The organism is Echinicola pacifica DSM 19836, assembly GCF_000373245.1.
Lineage (GTDB): Bacteria > Bacteroidota > Bacteroidia > Cytophagales > Cyclobacteriaceae > Echinicola > Echinicola pacifica.
In genome coordinates, this window is the sequence record NZ_KB890755.1 from 343,733 (window position 1) to 362,093 (window position 18,361).

Annotated in this window: 10 protein-coding genes; 5 read left to right on the forward strand and 5 right to left on the reverse strand. The window is 45.8% G+C overall.

The features are described from left to right. Window positions 1-3,225 (reverse strand): DUF1553 domain-containing protein, encoded by a 3,225-nt coding sequence (locus B050_RS0117170; RefSeq protein WP_018475187.1) that lies wholly within the window; start codon window positions 3,223-3,225, stop codon window positions 1-3. A 110-nt stretch (window positions 3,226-3,335) separates the two neighbouring features. Between B050_RS0117170 and B050_RS22655 the strand changes: the two genes are divergently transcribed. After that, a complete protein-coding gene (locus tag B050_RS22655; protein WP_018475188.1) occupies window positions 3,336-4,202 on the forward strand; it encodes a helix-turn-helix domain-containing protein in 867 nt (288 codons plus the stop codon). A gap of 25 nt (window positions 4,203-4,227) precedes the next feature. On the opposite strand, the gene B050_RS0117180 is transcribed toward B050_RS22655, so the two are convergent. Further along, a complete protein-coding gene (locus tag B050_RS0117180; RefSeq protein ID WP_157492868.1) occupies window positions 4,228-5,661 on the reverse strand; it encodes a sulfatase-like hydrolase/transferase in 1,434 nt (477 codons plus the stop codon). Window positions 5,662-5,663: 2 nt separating this feature from the next. After that, window positions 5,664-6,926: a glycoside hydrolase family 117 protein gene (locus B050_RS0117185; protein WP_018475190.1), complete on the reverse strand. Its 1,263-nt coding sequence runs from the start codon at window positions 6,924-6,926 to the stop codon at window positions 5,664-5,666. A gap of 357 nt (window positions 6,927-7,283) precedes the next feature. Here B050_RS0117185 and B050_RS0117190 point away from each other — a divergent pair, with 357 nt between their 5' ends. From B050_RS0117190 to B050_RS23505, 4 genes are all read left to right on the forward strand, one after another. Beyond that, window positions 7,284-8,948, forward strand: a complete 1,665-nt coding sequence (locus tag B050_RS0117190; protein WP_018475191.1) for a hypothetical protein — start codon at window positions 7,284-7,286, stop codon at window positions 8,946-8,948. Between the two features lie 600 nt (window positions 8,949-9,548). Beyond that, window positions 9,549-12,755 (forward strand): SusC/RagA family TonB-linked outer membrane protein, encoded by a 3,207-nt coding sequence (locus B050_RS0117200; protein ID WP_157492869.1) that lies wholly within the window; start codon window positions 9,549-9,551, stop codon window positions 12,753-12,755. A 17-nt stretch (window positions 12,756-12,772) separates the two neighbouring features. Beyond that, window positions 12,773-14,521, forward strand: a complete 1,749-nt coding sequence (locus tag B050_RS0117205; RefSeq protein WP_018475194.1) for a RagB/SusD family nutrient uptake outer membrane protein — start codon at window positions 12,773-12,775, stop codon at window positions 14,519-14,521. 161 nt (window positions 14,522-14,682) lie between these two features. Then, a complete protein-coding gene (locus tag B050_RS23505) occupies window positions 14,683-14,877 on the forward strand; it encodes a hypothetical protein (protein WP_157492870.1) in 195 nt (64 codons plus the stop codon). 144 nt (window positions 14,878-15,021) lie between these two features. Here B050_RS23505 and B050_RS0117215 read toward each other — a convergent pair whose 3' ends face one another. Together B050_RS0117215 and B050_RS0117220 are read right to left on the reverse strand one after the other, a co-directional pair. Then, entirely contained in the window at window positions 15,022-16,137 is a 1,116-nt protein-coding gene (locus tag B050_RS0117215) for an MBL fold metallo-hydrolase (RefSeq protein ID WP_044202799.1), read from the reverse strand. A 516-nt stretch (window positions 16,138-16,653) separates the two neighbouring features. After that, a complete protein-coding gene (locus B050_RS0117220) occupies window positions 16,654-18,252 on the reverse strand; it encodes a MutS-related protein (RefSeq protein ID WP_018475197.1) in 1,599 nt (532 codons plus the stop codon). Window positions 18,253-18,361: the final 109 nt, after the last annotated feature.

Here is an 18,361-nt window from a genome sequence, read left to right on the forward strand (position 1 = left end):
TTATCTTTTGGTTATTGCTGCATCTGAATTAATAATTACACTCGCCACAACGGCATTGGCGGCGATAGACAACTGGTCCAGGCTAGGATCCAATTGGTATTCACCTGCTGCCAGCCAGCCTTGGGCCTTCAGGGGTTCTTTCACGAATTTATCATATTCTTTTTGTCGGAGTTCCACCAGCAGATCGAGTTCATTGGCCTTGGGCTCCCGGCCCGTCAGCTTGATGAAAGTCTGAGCGATGGAGGATTTGTCCTGCTCTTTACGAGCCATTTCCTCCCCTAGTTTTTTGGATATCTCCACGAATGTAGGGTCGTTCAATAAGACCAAAGCTTGCAGTGGAGTATTCGTTTTCTGTCTTCTCACCGTACACTCACTTCGATCAGGTTGGTCAAAAGTGGATTGGGTGGGATTAGGGACCGTCCTTTTCCATAAGGTATAGATAGACCTGCGATAGAGGTTTTCGCCCGTATCCTGGATATACTCATCAGCATTCATCGCCCATAGTCCTTCGGGCTGATAAGGTCTCACGCTCTTCCCGCCTACCTTGTCCACAAGCAGCCCACTTGCTGCCAGACCATTATCACGGATGACCTCACTGCTCAGCCTTACCTTTGGCCCTCGGGAGAGGTAGGTATTATCAGGGTCCATTTTTCTTATTTCCTCAGTGACCTTCGAAGACTGCCTATAGGTGGCAGACATGACGATCTGCTTATTGAGTGCTTTCACATCCCAGCCACTTTCGCGGAAGGTATTGGCCAGGTAATCCAGCAATCGAGGGTGAGAAGGTAGCTCCCCTTGGTTTCCGAAGTCCTCACTAGACTTCACGATGCCTCTGCCAAAGAAATTTTGCCAGTAGCGGTTTACCGCCACCCTAGCTGTAAGAGGATGATCGGGATGAAATAGCCATTTGGCCAATCCTAGTCTGTTTTTTGGGAAATCTTCCGGCATAGGAAGGATACTTTCGGGAACATCAGGCTCCAATTCTTCCCCATGCTCACTATATAATCCCCGCTCCAGCAGGTAGGTTTTTCGCTTCTCCTCCATCTCCTTCATGATCATCACTTCCGGCACCTTCTGTGTGCTGTCCACCAGCGCGGCCCGGGTTTTCATCAGCTCCTGCTCTGCCTGCTGATAGGGGCTATAGAGATGCTTTAGGTAATATTCGGAAAGCAATTTTTTCTCTGCTGCACTGAGCTGCTCCGGAGATTTCTTCAGCAGAGCTGCATAATCCTGCTCTGCCCAGGCCGATACCTCCAATGCAGTCAGCTCCCGGCTATACACTTGGATATCATCCACCAAGCCATCCTTGATACCGAAGCCCCTCCATCTCGCACCGATCATAAGGCCGGGCTCTATCGGCGAACTATAAATCTGATCTTCGTAATTTCCAAAAACTATATCCTTATATAAGTTGTCAGTGACCAATTTCATTTTCATTTCCTGGCCATTCATAAATAAGCGTAAACCTTCCGCCTTGCTCGATCCATCATAGGTCATCGCGACATGTACCCACTTATTTCGTGGCACCTCGCCTAGACTGTGTTTTTCGATGGCATTATCCGGCCAGGTATGCGCCAGCAGGAGCTCCAATTTATTGTCCCGCAGGTACAGATGGTAGCCTTTATAGCTGTGCAATCTTGCTCCCTGGTTTTTATGGAAGATCACCCCTTCTTTCACCGAATCCGGCAGGTGAACCCATAGTCCTATACTGAAAGCATCATTTCTCTTATATATGCCCACAGGTTTCAGGTCGATCCATGCATCACCGTCCAGCTTCAGGGCCTTGCCTTTTCGTCCCTCCACATAGGTTGGTTGCTCACCTTTGGTAGCATCGCGATCCATTTTTCCTGATTTGCCGGTTTGGCTATTGGTGAGGTTGTCATTAAGGTTAAATTTCCCTGCCAACGCGGAATTTAGCGGCATCGTTAACTTCTGGTATCCCTGGCTGTCGATCCACTGATCGGCTTCAGCCTTTCCTGCATCTGCCGCCTTTTTGAGCTTGGTAGCATCTTTGCTTTCCATCTCTTTTAGATAGGCCAGTACCTTCTCCTGCTTCTCATTTGGCCAGAGCATATTAGGAACGGGGATGTCTCCTGGATCCCAGGATATCTGTCCGGTTTCGTTGAGGTTATTGAAGAAACCATAAAACTGATAGAAATCTTTCTGAGAGATGGGGTCATATTTATGATCATGACATCTGGCGCAGGCCAGTGTCAGAGCCATCGCTCCCTGCCCCAGGACGGAGGCACGATCCGCGACATATTCCACTCTAAACTCCTCATCCACGATCCCACCTTCCATGTTTTGCGGGTGAAGTCTATTAAATCCTGTGGCCAAGAGCATCTCCTTGGTGGGATTAGGGTATAAATCACCCGCGATCTGCCAACTCAGGAACTGCTCATAAGGCATATTATTATTGAAGGAATTGATGACCCAGGTTCTCCAAGGGCTCATGTCCCGATAGCGATCCACTTGGTAGCCATAGGTATCTGCATACCGAGCCACATCCATCCAATCCATCGCCATCTTCTCCCCATAGTGGGGCGATGCCAATAGTCTGTCCACCTGCTTTTCATAAGCATCAGCGGATTTATCATTCACAAAAGCTTCTATTTCTTCTGGGCTAGGTGGCAGACCGGTGAGGTCTAGTGAAAGCCTACGCAGCAAAAGTGGACGCTCCTCCTCAGGTGAGGGAGCGAGTTTTTGGTTGGCTAAGGTAAGGGCAACGAACTGGTCGATATCATTCTTCACCCAGTCCTTGGCGGAAGTTTTGGGAACTTCCACCTCTTTAGGCTTCTGAAATGCCCAATGGGGCTCATATACAGCACCATCTTCGATCCATTTGATTAGAATGGCCTTTTCCTTGTCCGTCAAGGTGAGGTTTGAGCCCGGGCTGGGCATCATATAGTCCTCATCGTGACTGAGTATCCGCTTTACCATCTCACTTTTGGAAGGTTTGCCAGGAACTATGGCCTTTTCGCCAGAGTCACCAGCGCCATAGGCCGTCTCCGCTTCGTGCAACTGGAGGCCGGCTTTGATCGTGCCCTTGTCCGGTCCATGACAGGCAAAGCACTTATCGGATAAGACCGGCTTTACATGGACATTAAAATCCAGCTGCTCCGGCAAATCATTATACACTTCTTGTATTTCTGGCGGAACAGATTCCGAACAGGACCAGAACAATATACTTATCCACAAAAAGTTTAAATAAACAAGTCTTTTCATAATAGGGCTAGATTGCTAATTTTCATTTATCAAATATGAATATTTAGAATTAAATAATTATATATCTTTACGGCATATAAATATACATTTCCGATATTCATCAATACACAATGCAACTTGACACTATCCAATTTCACCTATTAAATGCTGCCAAGGTCCACCTGGATACTCGCTGGGATTATGATAACGTGATCAGCCCTTTTTATAGACTCTATCTCGTGACCGAAGGCAGTGGGAAAGTTTACCATTCCAGCAAGGAATATATCCTTAAACCCGGCTTTCTTTATCTCATCCCCAGCTTTACTTATGGCAGGTATATTTGTCAGGATTTCCAGACCCAATATTACCTCGGAGTCATGGAGGAAATTGGAGAAGCTGGTTCTGTATTTGACCATTATCACTTCCACCATGAAGTACGGGCCACTGCCATCGATGAGGATTTATTTCAGCGAATCATCGAGCTGAACCCCAATCGACATCTGATCAATGATGACCCCAAATCTTATGATAATTATACCACTCTATCTACCTTCAAATCCAAAAACCACAGCTTAAGTCCCTCTTGTTCTCTTGAAACCAATGGCTTGATTCGCATTCTTTTTTCCCGATTTATCCGACAAGCCAAAATCTCCGAAGGCAATACCATCAGTGAAAGTAAAATCCTGGAATCAACTAAATTTATCCGGCAAAACCTCCATATGGACCTCACCGTGCAGATGGTGGCCGATGCAGTGAATTTAAGTGCGGATTATTATTCGAGTTTATTTCAGAAAACCTTCGGAATAAGGCCATTGAAATACATTCAATCGCGGAAAATCGAAAGAGCTCAGGTACTGCTTGCTAGCACCAAAGACCCCTTAGCGGTAATCGCCGAGAAGATCGGACTGGAGTATGTAAGCTATTTCTCCAGACTCTTCAAAGCTCATACCGGCAAGACCCCCGGGGAATACAGGAAGGACCTATGGGGCAAACGCTAATTCGCAGGCCCTTCCCTATTCTCCTTTAGTCCTCCGGGTAATGCTTACGGTACTTGTCCATTCGCTCCATGGCCTTGCCTTCATACTCTCTAAGCAGCTGCCATTTTGGACGCTCCAGAGTCAGCTCCCATTCGAAGAGTTCTTTATACATTTCCCGTACCAGCGCTGGGTTTTCGCTGGCCAGATCTTTTTCTTCCGCTTGGTCCGTGGACAGGTCGTACAATTCCGCTGGCCGATCAGGAAAACGCAGCAGCTTCCAGTCTCCTTTTCTGATAGCGCCTCTATTTTCCTTTTTCCAATACAGCTTTTCATGCGGGCGGGCACTCTGCTCCCCTTTCAGATAATGCAATATATCTAGGCCATCCAAACCCTCAAGATCTTCCACTTCCCCACCGGCTGCAGCATAGAAGGTCGGCAGTAGGTCCAAGGTGGACACAGGATAGGGGTATTGGCCCCCTGCTCCCAGCTCACGAGGATATTTGATGATAAACGGAACCCTGATTCCTCCTTCCAGATGGTTGGCTTTGGTGCCACTTAGTGGGTAATTATTGGCAGCACTAGCATCTGTAGGCCCACCATTATCATTGGTAAAAATCACCAGAGTATTTTCTTCTAAACCTAGTTGCTTTAGCCGATCCAAAACCTGCCCACAAGCCCGGTCCATAGCCAGGGTCATGGCCGCCATCTGCTTTCTTTTTCCCGTAAGACCAGTGATTTTCGCCATATCCTCGGCTGTAGCTTCCAGTGGTGTATGCACGGCATTGAAAGACAGATAAAGGAAGAAAGGCTGATCGCTATTCTCCTCTATAAACCTACAGGCCTCATCTGCAAACACATCCGTGAGGTATCCCTTTGACTCTTCATAATGGCCAAATCCTCGCTCAAGCCTATCCTCCGGCCTTGCCTCCTGCTGGCTTTCTGACAGTTCGAAATAACTCCTAGCTCCTCCCCGGAAGCCAAAAAACTCATCAAAGCCTCTGTTCAAAGGATGATACTCATCGGCAGAGCCCATATGCCATTTGCCAATAACCATGGACTTATAACCTAATGGTTTCAGGTAATCGCCCATCGTCTGCAGTCCCAGCGGTAAGCCCATTTGGTCACCCTGCAAGCCTGCACTGCTCATATATCCAGGTACATTATTTTCCTCAAAGCCAAACCGCTGCTGATACATACCCGTCAGCATGCCAGCTCTCGAAGGGCCGCAAACCGCCGCAGTGACATAAAACTGCTCCAATTCCACCCCTTCTCTGGCGAGCTGGTCGAGATGAGGCGTGGGAAAATGTGGATTGCCCTGAAAGCCAAAATCATAATATCCTGCATCGTCGCTGAAGAGCAAGACGATATTAGGCTTTTTAGTTTGGGCAGCGAGTGGGTTGCTGTGCAGCAAAATAAACAGCAGCAAGCTCCCACAAAGCATGTAAATAAGTCGAGTGAAGTTGGTGACAAGAAATTTCATCTTTATTCCTCTCCTTGAATCAGTCGTTTATTTTCTTCCTCTACTCTTTGTTTTTGCTTATTGCTAAGTCCATGCTGATAGTAGAAGTCTGGTTTATAATAGTAATTATGATTTTTCATCTCCGGATCATTCACGTCCAGGCTCAGGTCACAGTCAAAGCGCAATAAAATGGCATGATTATGCTCCCAGTCGGTGGCATTGGTAAGGTGAGAGATGCCCCAGGTGATGCCATTTCCATAGCTGGTATTGGTAAAAGCGTCAGGCATAAATGGCCCTGCGGCGGTGGGCATTAGGTCGGTGATAGCGGCAATTTCAAAATTCACCCCATCCTCAGCATATTGCACGGTGAAGTGCTCATTACCATCCTTGATCACCAGGGCGGCAATGCCTTCCTTAAAGGGGAAAAGGGTGGTTTCGTGGCCTGAGTTGATGACAGGATTGAGGGGATGCTTTCGGAAAGGGCCAAGAGGATGCTCAGCGATTGCCAGTCCTTGCATGCGCACCAGGTTAGGATCTCCATCAAAGTCAGACTTATAATACAGGTATATTTTACCATCATGAACTATTGGCTGAGGATCATGGATAGAAAACTGATCCCATTCGCCAGCGGCGCCATTAGGGATAACTACCTCGTTATAGGCGGTCCATGGACCATCTGGTGAGTCGGCATAGGAAACTGCTACCGGGCAATCATCCCCTCGCTTGCCACTGGCTTCCATGAAGCCTTGATAGTATAGGTAATATTTGCCTTCCCACTCCAAAATATCCGTCGTGGTCACAGATCTCCAGCCTACCTGCGGCTTGGGAGGCCTCGGCACGGCCACGCCCTGCTCTTCCCAATGGACGCCATCCTTGCTGGTGGCATACCAGATTTCGGAAAGATCCCAATCTGCCGAAGGAATGGTGTCGTTGGATTTGGCCGCTCCCTGCGGAGGCAAAGGAGTATTTCTATAGGTGTACCAAACGTAATATTTATCATTGGCAAATATCACCTTGGAAGGATCCCGTCTGGAGATGGTGCCATCGTGATTATGGTAATCAAAGCCCTTTAGTTCGGTATATTTGAATTGGCTGTAAAGCTCATTGTCCTCCGGGCGTGGGGCAGGATAAGCATCATAATTACGATGCATCGCTGCGCTCAAAGGCATAGCCGGTTTTTCTTTGGGTAATACAAATGGGAAAGCCTGACTTTGCTCCTGCTGCGCATTGGCTTGTCCAAAAAACACCGCACCACCGATTAGCGTAAAGACTATTTTCTTGATCATGATTATTTAAGGTTATTTTATGTTCTTGTTAATTATTGATTCTCATCTCCCGTGATTTGAGGAGATCAGGCAAAGCTAATTTGCATCTATTAATTCAATAAAAGCATCTATAGCCACTAGACAAAAACTGTACAGGCGAATATTTATCGTTTTGAAACAGCATTATTCTCTAACAATTAGATAAATTCAATTTCTGAAACTGAACAACATTTTGACGTCTTTTACCTTTTTTATATGGCTTACAGCGAGGTTTTTCCTTCTTATTAAACATATGAGGTATTTATGTCAACAATTGCAGCCTAGACCTATCATGGATTAGATTAAGTTTACCCTTACAGAAATCTAGACAAATTAAGAATGACCCAAGACCTACTGATTAACCCAAAAAAACTACAAGCCCACACCTTAGTCTATGTCTTTATCATGGTGTTTGGTATGATATCCATCCAAAACACCTATGCTATTCAGTCTCCACCACAGGGGATTTATCAAAAAGAGCGTTGCCAGGAAGGAGATAGTTTGAAGTATTTAAATCCTGAGGCGGCGCTAAAAGCATTCCGGATTTGTAAAAATGAGCTTCTCGCCAATGGAGATACCCTCGGCGCCATAGATATTATCAATAGGATCTCCAATATTCATGGAAATCATGCACGATATAAGGACGCTTATGATAACTATTGGGAAGCCCTGGATCTGGCCAGCACCGCCAACCTGGAATATGCACAGGGAACCATCTACTATAAAATCGGGCAAACCTACGGGTATTATAAGAAAATGAATAAGGCCCTGAACTACCTCAATATTTCCCTGCAAATCAATAAGAAACTGGTCCGGGAGCAGAAGATCCATAAAAATGAGCTGATCAGTAATTACCTTGGGATGGTAGCCTTATTTCGTCAAAATGAAATGCCCTTCGAGGCAAAAAAATACTTGGATAGCTGCTTTCAGATATTACCCAGCACGGTGAAGCCTCAAGAATCTCCCTATGTATTCTTTGAAAAAGCCTATGTCCTAGGCCAAACAGGCCGACCTGGTGAAGCCATAGAAATCAATAAAGACCTGGTCCCCTGGTTCCAAACCAATGTACCTTCTTACCTCGTTCTCGTTTATTCCTATTTGGCTGATTATTATAGAGCTATCAATGATTACCAAAAAAGTGAGAATTACTACCTACAATCGCTAGAAACCTCCACTAAGTATCATAGCCATATCGATTTCTCCTCTCTGGTGCACAAGAAGCTTTCGGACCTCTATGCCCAAACCAACCAATTCAAGAAAGCCTATACGAGTTTATGGGAGGCGAAGAAGCTGGATGATGATTTTTTTGATAGTCGCAGCCCAAATAATACAGGCCTATTGGAGATTCAGGACTTATTTCGTCTGGAAAAGGAGAAACAGCAGAAATTACTTCAGCAGCAAAGACTGGAAACGCTGGAGCATAAGGACCGCGTATCCTTCCTTCAAAAGGTGATATTGGCCATTATCATCATCTTTGGGGCTTTTATGGGAGCGGTATATATTCGAAACCGAACCAAGAAGTTCAAGGCCGAGAAAAAATACCTGGAGAAAAAACGAGCCCTGGAAGTTCAAAAAACGAAAGAAGTACTGGAAGTCAAAAACAAGGAGTTAATTGCCAGCACGGTTCAGCTAATAGAAAAAGACGAGCTACTCATGGACATCAAGCTGCAACTGAAAGAAATAAAAAAAGACGATCAGAAAGTACCTGTAAATACCCTAATAAAAAATATCGACCTTCACTCCCACCGCAACTGGGATGAATTTGAAAAGAGATTTATCCAGATCAACACTGGGTTTTATGATCGCTTAAAGGAGCATTTCCCTAAGCTTAATCACAATGATCATCGGCTATGCGCCCTGATAAAGCTCAATATGTCCAGCAAGGAGATGGCCAGTCTGCTGGCGATATCTGTGGAGTCCATTCACACCAATCGCTATCGACTTCGCAAAAAACTAAACCTGGAACGAAGCGTAAATCTGGAGGACTTTATCGCCAATCTCTAGGAAACCCTGAATACACGCTATCCTTGCCCATCTGTACCAAGGCAAGGATAGCGCTTTTATATAATAATAAACTTCCACTTTTAAGGGCTGGGCTGAGACTCAGTATGGAGGCTATTATGCCCTCCCCTGTTTATTTCCTCTATACCTCTTTGCTTTTGGCAGGCGGGTGGGCTGCAGCTTTGGGTAAAGGCTGAGGTCTTATGAGTATTAATCTGATTATTTCTAATCCATATGTCCATATCCATGGAACAGGCGCTATTGAATACAGCTAAATTCTTCTCATTTCAATAAAACAAATACCCTCTCAAACAACTGCTAGGCTATGTTTTTCCCTAATATATCGCTACTGTCTAGTTAGAGTACAGTCCTTATAATTGGCACTTACTTGTATTTGGTACTTTTTGCATGAGATAATAAATCAGTTCTCAACCAAATAAAATCGAATGGAAAAAAATCAAACTCCATAAGTTCAAATAAGTACTTCTTATCCACCATTATTTGTCAACTCCCTATATAAGCAAGGACAATTGTCGAACGAAACAGTAAACAATTGGTGGACCCAAATTTAGAAAGTGATTTCTTAAACCTTAATCAACAATTATGAAACCCAAAATTCTACTTAGGCCAAGCCTAATGCTAGGCATCACCCTATGCCTATGCTTGCTATCGGCGGTCCTGTCCAGCGAGGTGCTCGCCCAGACTGCCAAAATCTCAGGAACTGTAAATGACGAAAATGGAGAAACCCTCCCGGGCGTAAATATTTTAGTCGAGGGTACCAGCACAGGCACCATTACAGATATTGATGGAAAATACTCCATCTCAGCCCCCGCAGAGGGCAATTTAGTATTTAGCTTCATCGGATACAAAAGCCAAAGCATTCCCATTTCCGGACGCTCCATCATCGATGTCACCTTAGGCTCAAACCTTGAGGCGCTGGACGAGGTGGTGGTGATCGGATATGGCACCCGAACCAAGGGCGAGCTCACCGGAGCGGTGGCGACGGTGGACAAAAGCTTCCTGGATCAGCAGCCGGCAGGAAATGTCAGCAAAGCGCTTCAAGGCAGCGCCTCCGGCATCACGGTGGTCAATTCGGCTACCCCTGGAGGGCAGTCCGAAATCAGAATCCGTGGTATGGGAACCATCAATAATAACGGTCCTCTATGGGTTGTGGATGGGGTATATGGCGCCACGCCTCCGCCACCACACCAGATCGAATCCATCCAGATCCTGAAAGATGCCGCCTCCACCGCCATATACGGTGCCCGGGGAGCAAACGGCGTAATACTAGTGACTACCAAATCAGGAAAAGCAAATCAGGCCGCTCAGGTCTCTGTGAGCGTTCGCTCAGGCTTCAATAAACCTAATGCAACCTTTGACCTGATGACCGATCCTCAGCAACTTGGGGAAATGATGTGGCTGGAATTCCAAAATGATGGACTTCCTACTTCCAATGTGCATTATGGAAGCGGCGACCAGCCCGTACTTAATGATTATCTCTTTCCTAATGGCGCTTCCTTCGGCGATCCTGCCACCAATATTGAGCTATACGACCAAAACAACTATCCCATCACCCTCGCCAATCAGCAGGGTACCGACTGGATGGATGCCGTGTACCAGGATGGGTCTATTCAGGACTTCAATCTCTCCGTCACTGGCGGTGGAAAGAAAACCAACTATTCCTTCCAGGCCAACTATATCAAGGAAAATGGGATCTTTAAATATACCTCCTACGAGCGTGCCAGCCTAAGATCTAATGTGGATGCAGAGGTAAACAACTGGCTGAAGCTGGGCCAGAGACTCGGAGTAATGTATAGCCAAAACAAGGGCTATAATGGCAATAATGCTCATGAAAGCCTCCTCAATAAACTCTATACCATCAGCCCACTGCTCCCAATCTATGATGTGGCTGGCAACTATGCCGGTGGCGTGGTAGGTGGCAACGTCTATGATGGCCCCAATCCGGTAGGTCTTCTGGACCGCTCCCAGGATAGTAAAAACAGCACTTATAATATCACTGGTAATATCTACGCGGAAATAAGTCCGGTAAAGAACCTGAAATTCAAAACCCTGGCCGGCTATAATGTAAACCTATCTCAGAATTTTGGACCTCAGTTTCCAGATCCTGAAAACACCAATGGCACCGACGGTACCACCCTCAATGAGGGCAGTGCAGTGAGCTTCCAGTGGAACTGGACCAATACGCTAAACTATCAAAGGACCTTTGGTAAGGATCATAATACCGACCTGCTCCTAGGTACAGAAGCAGTAAAGAGTACTTATAGAAATATCTATGCCTCCCGACAGGAGTTCTTCAGCACCGACCTGAATTTCCTGGTGCTCGATGCGGGCGCCAGCAACCAGCTGAATGGTGGAAACGCCGCTGCCTGGTCTCTGTTCTCCTATTTTGGGCGTGCTCATTATGACTATAAGAAAAAGTACCTCGCAGATTTCACCGTCCGTCGTGATGGCTCCTCGAGGTTTGGCCTCAACAACCGCTTTGGGGTGTTCCCTGCGGTATCCCTAGGCTGGGTACTTTCTGAGGAAAACTTCCTTTCCGGCACCAGTGGATGGCTCGACTTCCTCAAGCTACGTACGAGCTGGGGACAATCAGGAAATGACCAAATAGGTGATTATAATAGCTATTCGATCTATAATAGTAACCCTGGCAACTCCTATTACGCCATCGGCGGTGGAGACAATACCATCGTGGTAGGCTATCAATCAGCCACTCGTGGCAACCCTAATGCCAGATGGGAAACGACCACTTCCACCAATATCGCCTTCGACGCCACCCTATTTGGCGGCCTCGATGTGACGGTAGATTTCTGGAGAAAGGACACCAAGGATATGCTATTTCCTGTGGCCATCCCACTTGTGGCAGGTAGCGCCACCGCCCCATCCGTAAATATCGGCTCCATGTCCAATAAGGGGATAGATATCACCCTAGATTACCGTGGAGACTTTGGCTCCAGCGGACTGAGCTATACCCTATCGGGCAATTTCACTCATTATAAAAATGAGGTCACTAAACTGTCGGGCAATTCCAGTGAATTTATTCAGGGCTTCCCGATCAGACAGTCCATATATACCCGTACAGAAGCGGGAAGATCCTTCCCTGAATTTTATGGTTATGTGGTGGACGGAATCTTCCAAACACAGGAAGAAGCCGATAACCACCCTGCCAATGGCACCTATAATGCTCCTGGAAACTTAAAAATCAAGGATGTGAATGGAGATGGCACCATCAGCCCAGAAGACCGAACGTATATCGGCAACCCACACCCCGATTTCACCGCAGGACTGCGCATGGGATTAGGCTATAAAGGCATAGATTTCTCCGCCACCTTATATACCACCGTCGGCAATGACCTAGCCAACTATACCAATAGATTTATCCGCTATGGACTCTTCCAGGGACCTAACAGTCCAGACCGTCTCTATCAGTCATGGGGATCGCCTTATTTGGCAGATAATGCCGATGCCACGCTTCCTAAAGCCTCTAGCAGCACCTCTTTTGAGCAGAACCCTTCTACCTTATATATAGAAGACGGCTCCTATCTGAGACTGCAAAACCTTCAGGTAGGATACACCTTGCCTGAGTCGGTACTTGAAAAGCTTAAGATTAGCAACCTTAGAATCTATTTCATGGGCTCCAACTTATTTACCATCACAGGTTATTCGGGATTGAACCCAGAGATACCTGCCAAGCGAGACAATGGAATAGCTCGTGAGATCGACCGTGGAGTGGATACAGGAGCCTGGCCAGTATCCCGTCAGATCATGTTCGGATTGAATCTAAGTCTATAACCCAAAATCAAATTGTCATGAAAAAAATATTATTTTCAATATACTGCATCACGGCCTGCATGCTGCTGCAATCATGCAGCGAGGAGTTTCTCGAGGAAAAACCCTATGGCGCCGTCAACCAAACCCTGCTAAATAATGAAGAAGGGGTAAACTCACTGCTCATCGCCACCTATGCCCTCCTCGACGGATATGCCGAGGGGGAGACGCCTAGTGGAAACCAGGGAGAGGCATCGGTGATGAACTGGGTCTGGGGGGATGTGCCCTCAGACGATATGCACCGAGGAGACCAGACCGGCGGATGGAGCCAGATCAATGACGTGGAACGCTACGAGGTACGCTCGGACAATGAATGGCTCAATGGCGCCTGGGGCATCAATTACGAGGGGGTATCCCGCGCAAATGATGCACTGCTGGCCCTGTATGAATCAGAGGATATACCAGAGGCTCAATACAAACAATTGGAAGGAGAGGCTAAATTCCTAAGAGCCTGGTTTCACTTTCAGCTAAGAATGGTATTCGAAAAAATCCCTTATATCACCGAAGGCGTGGACGCTACTCAGGTGAAAAATGACAAGGAAGTCTGGGATAATATCGAAGGCGACCTGCAATTTGCCATAGATAACCTCAATCCAGCCCCTAAGGATCTAGGCAGAGCCTCCAGCTGGGCAGCTATGGCCCTAAAAGCCCGCACGCATCTATTCCAGCAGGAATTCAGCGCCGCCAAGACCCTTCTGGACGACATCATCATTGACGGTCCCTTCCAGTTGGAAAGTCATTTCTATAATAATTTCGATGAGGAAAAGCAGAATAATGGCGAAAGCATCTTTGAGATCCAATATTCGGTAAATGATGGCGCAGGAGTGGCCAACTCCGGCATAGACCACCAAACCCTGTACCCTCGTGGCCAGGATGTGGGCTTATGCTGTGCTTATAGCGCCCCCTCCTTTGACCTCTTCAATGCCTTCAAAGTAGATGCAAATGGTTTGCCTCTTTTGGACAGCTTTCAGGACAACCTATTGGTGGAAGATTATGAAATCCTAACCACCGAAAACTTCAGCCCTACCGATCACCTGATGGATCCAAGAGTGGACTGGACCATAGGCAGACGGGGAATCCCCTTCCTGGATTGGGGTCCGATGAGTGGCAGCGACTGGATGCTCGACCAACTGAATATGGGGCCATTCCTCAACAAAAAGATCATGTGGTATAAGCGCAATAAAGGGGAAATCTCCAGCCAATCCAGCTACTGGGCGGCAGGTGTAAATGGAAATAACTTCAGGGTCCTACGCTTAGGGCATATCCTCCTATGGCGCGCCGAAGTGGCTGTAGAAGAGAACGACCTCAGCACTGCCCTGTCCCTCGTCAACCTCATCCGTAATCGGGCGGCAGACGATATGGTGATGGGCAAAGTGCTCAACACCTCCTTCCGAGCGAGTGACGAAATCATAATCGATCCATCCCAGCCAGCGGCGAACTATAAGCTGGCCCCTTACCCCTCCTTCCCTAGTCAGGAGTATGCCCGTAAGGCAGTAAGACACGAAATAAGAATGGAATTTGCCCTTGAAGGCATGAGGTTCTTCGATTTGGTAAGATGGGGAATTGCCGATCAAACCTTGAACAACTATCTGAAAAGTGAGCTCAACGGAGGCCGCTTACCTTGGCTCAACGGTGCCAAATACACCGAAGGTCAAGACGATCACTGGCCACTACCACAGGTACAGGTAGATCTCCAGGACGGTGTCCTCACCCAGGATCCCGCCTATTAATCCTACTAATCGGGTTTACCCCACAATAAAAAAATAGCCCAGGCCATGTCTGGGCTATTTTTTTATTGGTGAAATCCATCATTTTATTAATATTTATAGCAACAAACCCAGTTCATTTATTTACGCAGTGAGAAACAGAAGTCATAAAATTCGCAACGGTTGTGCTAATAGTTCTATTTGGCTGCTCGGCACTAACTTTCGGGATGATGGCCTATCAGGGGCAAATACCGGCCGTTAGCTATATACTCTATGGAGGGCTTATCGCTTACTATATTTATGGAAAAGTAAGAACCCACAGAAGAGTCCGGCGGATCAGGAAAATGCTAGGTGAAGAAGACAAAAGGCGCATGGGCTAATACCTAGGACCAGCATCCCCAAGCCTCAAATCTCATTAATCTCTACATAGGCTCTTCACTTTTTAGATTTTGCACTCCTCTCCTACGCCCACTTGGCATTGGCCTTAGGAGCTCCTATAATTTCCATGGATAAGCCCTTTCCGCTTATAAGCCTAGCCACCAAGGGGTATTGGGGAAATCATGTCCCAGCTGGAAGGTTTGGCCGATGAGGGGGGTAATATAGGGTAGGGACTGGAGTTTGGCGGCATTCTCAAAGCGGGTGATGGGGTCCAGCCACTGGTGGGGAGCTAGCCTAAAGGCGCCCCAATGGATGGGCATAGATAGCTTTGCCTGAAGGTCTAGTGCCGCCTGGACCGTTTCTTCTGGTACCATATGGATGTCTTTCCACGCCTCATTATACTGGCCACATTCCACCATCGCAAAGTCAAAGGGCCCCAGACGCTGGCCGATCTCCTTAAAGTGATCTCCATAGCCTCCATCTCCACTAAAATATATCGCTAACTCTTCACTTTTGATGCTCCACCCTGCCCATAGTGTGGCAAAACGATCGGTCATACCGCGACCCGAAAAATGCCTCGCCGGGCAGGCAGTAATGCTCAATCCGTCCACTTCCTTCTCCTGCCACCAGTCCAGCTCAACGATCTTCTCCTCAGGAATTCCCCAATGTTTCAGATGAGACCCCACCCCCAGCGGCGTAATAAATAATCCCACCTGCTCCTGGATCCTGAGAATCGTCGGATAATCCAAATGGTCGTAATGATCATGCGAAATTAATAGTATATCAATCGACTCAAATGCCGACCAATCAATCGGCTGATCCGTGGCAAACCTCTTGCTGCCAAAGGGCAGCGGTGAGGGAATCTCCCCAAACATCGGGTCGATTAAAATCTTCCGCCCGGTCAATTCCAGCAAAAAAGCTGAATGCCCATACCAGGTGACCCTATTGACTTGATCGCTGGCGGAGTATGGGCTGGCCGCATAGCCGGTGGGAAGGCTGCGATGCGGCACCTTGCCCTCTTCGTCTAGCAGTTCTGGAAGTACCTTGAAGACATCCGATAAGTCCCCCGTCGTGGTGGGCAGGCTATTGATAAATATACCATCCGAAAAATGGGGCGATTGACTCATGCGCTCCAGGTCCTCCCCTGCTGGCCTGGCACCAAACTGTGGCTGGGTATTCACAAATACCGTCACCACCAAAATCAATAAACCAATAATGCTCACTAATAGGCCAAGAATAAGGGCCAATATCTTCTTTATCACGCTGATTTCTTTGAGTTGAACAAGGACTTGTCATCATTCCTTTGTCAAATATAATTGACTGAGAAAACAAAGCGGCAGTAAATCAAAAAATGTGGGCTATTGGACGGAAAGTTATCGAACTCCACTCCCGCAATCAGGAATATGAATTTATTTTGAGCGAAGCGTCTGACCTAAATGCAGAGTAATGGTATCCATCCGACAAGCTCCAATATATGCTATCAAAGACCAATGCTAGGATGGCAGGATTCAGCAGATTAGCTGCTTGCCAATCATGCATTCGTCATCCCTTTTAAAATGTAAAAAAACTCCATGAACCCCTTCCCTGCTTCTGGGAATAATACCGGGCTTCTGCGGACCAATCAACATCCTTCTGAAAAAATCTTATGAAAAGTAAAACTCAGCTTAGTTTTATTTAATAAAACCTGATTTAACCATGTAAACAAAAAAGACAATACAATGGGCATCAATCGAAGAGCTAAATTCCAGCCAAAGATTAGATTACAGTCCCGAGCTTAGTTATTTAGTTTTAATTGATTTGATATGTTCTGATAATTTAATAGCCTCAGCTATTATCTCAGGAGGGTAATTATTCAATTCCAGTATTCGTATAGCATTCGTTGTTTTGAGTTGACCGGCCTTAATTTTGAAATCAAACTGGATAGATTTATCTTTTATAATCTCCGTAAAATGGAAAAGGTTATAGCCTTCGTTTAGGTATTCTGCCAATTCCAGGTCGTGGGTAGAAATAAAAACTATATTATTTTCTGAATTTAAATAAGTCAAAATGGATTTTCCCGCAGAGATCCGCTCCACGGAGTTGGTCCCTTTAAACATTTCATCCAGTAAGAAAAGGTTTTGCACTCCAGACCTACTCTCTTCCAGCATGGATTTAACGGTCAGCACCTCCTCAAAATAGTAACTTTTATCGTTCATTATATCATCTGAGATTCTAATAGCAGAATGAATCCTTATTCTTGGCATTGAAAACTCTCGTGCAAAACAGGTATTTAGAGTTTGGGACACTATGCAATTAATACCAATCGTACGAATAAACGTAGTTTTGCCAGACATATTAGAGCCAGTCAGCAGGACGGACTTATCATCAATAGCTATGGAATTGGCTACTGAATCTTGCAGAAGCGGATGGTAAATTTCCCTTGCTGATAGATATTTCTTTTTGCCGGTAAGGATGGGAACTGAATAATAAGGGAGCTCATTTCTCAATGAATCTATCGAAATAGCGGTATCTATCTCACCAATTTTCTTAAACAAGAGGTGGATTTCATCCTTCTTGGAATTTAGTTTCTGCAAGACACTAAAAAAAACTATAGGTTCAATGAGAAACAGGGCCTTTACGATATCCGTCAAGGTATCAACAGCCTGACCAATATCACTCTGAATTTTAGCCTCCAATTTGAACAGCGACATTCTAAATCCGATATTATCTATGGAGCGGATAGAATTATTTACTTCTTCATTGCTTTTTGCCACTATCCCCGATTTCACAAATTCCTTGGCCACCTGATTTAAAATTATCAACTGAAGAATAGTCCCACTATAGTGAACGAATTTTTCCTTATTCCAATAATGAATAAAATAGTTGATCGCTAAAACAGCCACTAATAGGATAAGAAATTGGGGATAAAATAGGGATAGTGAAAGAGAGATAATGCCAGTGATAGAAAGTATGGGAATGATAAAAAACCACTTCGGCTTTAAGGAATGATCTTCTAGAAACAAAGAAGAAATATAATAGGCCTCATAGCTATCTAACCTTGAAAGCTGCTCTATCGCAGTTTTTTTTAGTTCAGGATTTTTCCTAAAAACCGAAATAAGCTCCTCACATCTTTCTTGTCTTTCTGAGTTTTGGGGGATTACCCTGAAGGAATTATATAGAAACTGTTGGCCAATCTTGGATAAAGTGCGGTCAATAAACATAAAAACCTCATCCAAATCCAGATCATGATAAGTCTTATCTGAGACCACCTGAAAGGCTGCTGTTTGATCTTTCTTAATAAAATACTCGCTGATAGTATTGAAATTAAAACTTCCTTTTTTAGCTTTTGAATAGTTGGCTAACCTTTCTTCTTTTTTTCTTCTTGGAGATTTAAACATCTTCCATAATTAAGCACTATTAATGTTCCTGATGTATGCGGTTAGCGTTTAGCTATAGTTATGAAACTTCACCTTATGGAGTGATTTACCCCGTTTTCCATATCAGCAG

Coding starts and splice junctions, on each gene's coding strand:
- B050_RS0117170 (WP_018475187.1), bottom strand. CDS start 3,225: ATGAAAAGACTTGTTTATTTAAACTTTTTGTGGATAAGTATATTGTTC.
- B050_RS22655 (WP_018475188.1), top strand. CDS start 3,336: ATGCAACTTGACACTATCCAATTTCACCTATTAAATGCTGCCAAGGTC.
- B050_RS0117180 (WP_157492868.1), bottom strand. CDS start 5,661: ATGAAATTTCTTGTCACCAACTTCACTCGACTTATTTACATGCTTTGT.
- B050_RS0117185 (WP_018475190.1), bottom strand. CDS start 6,926: ATGATCAAGAAAATAGTCTTTACGCTAATCGGTGGTGCGGTGTTTTTT.
- B050_RS0117190 (WP_018475191.1), top strand. CDS start 7,284: ATGACCCAAGACCTACTGATTAACCCAAAAAAACTACAAGCCCACACC.
- B050_RS0117200 (WP_157492869.1), top strand. CDS start 9,549: ATGAAACCCAAAATTCTACTTAGGCCAAGCCTAATGCTAGGCATCACC.
- B050_RS0117205 (WP_018475194.1), top strand. CDS start 12,773: ATGAAAAAAATATTATTTTCAATATACTGCATCACGGCCTGCATGCTG.
- B050_RS0117220 (WP_018475197.1), bottom strand. CDS start 18,252: ATGTTTAAATCTCCAAGAAGAAAAAAAGAAGAAAGGTTAGCCAACTAT.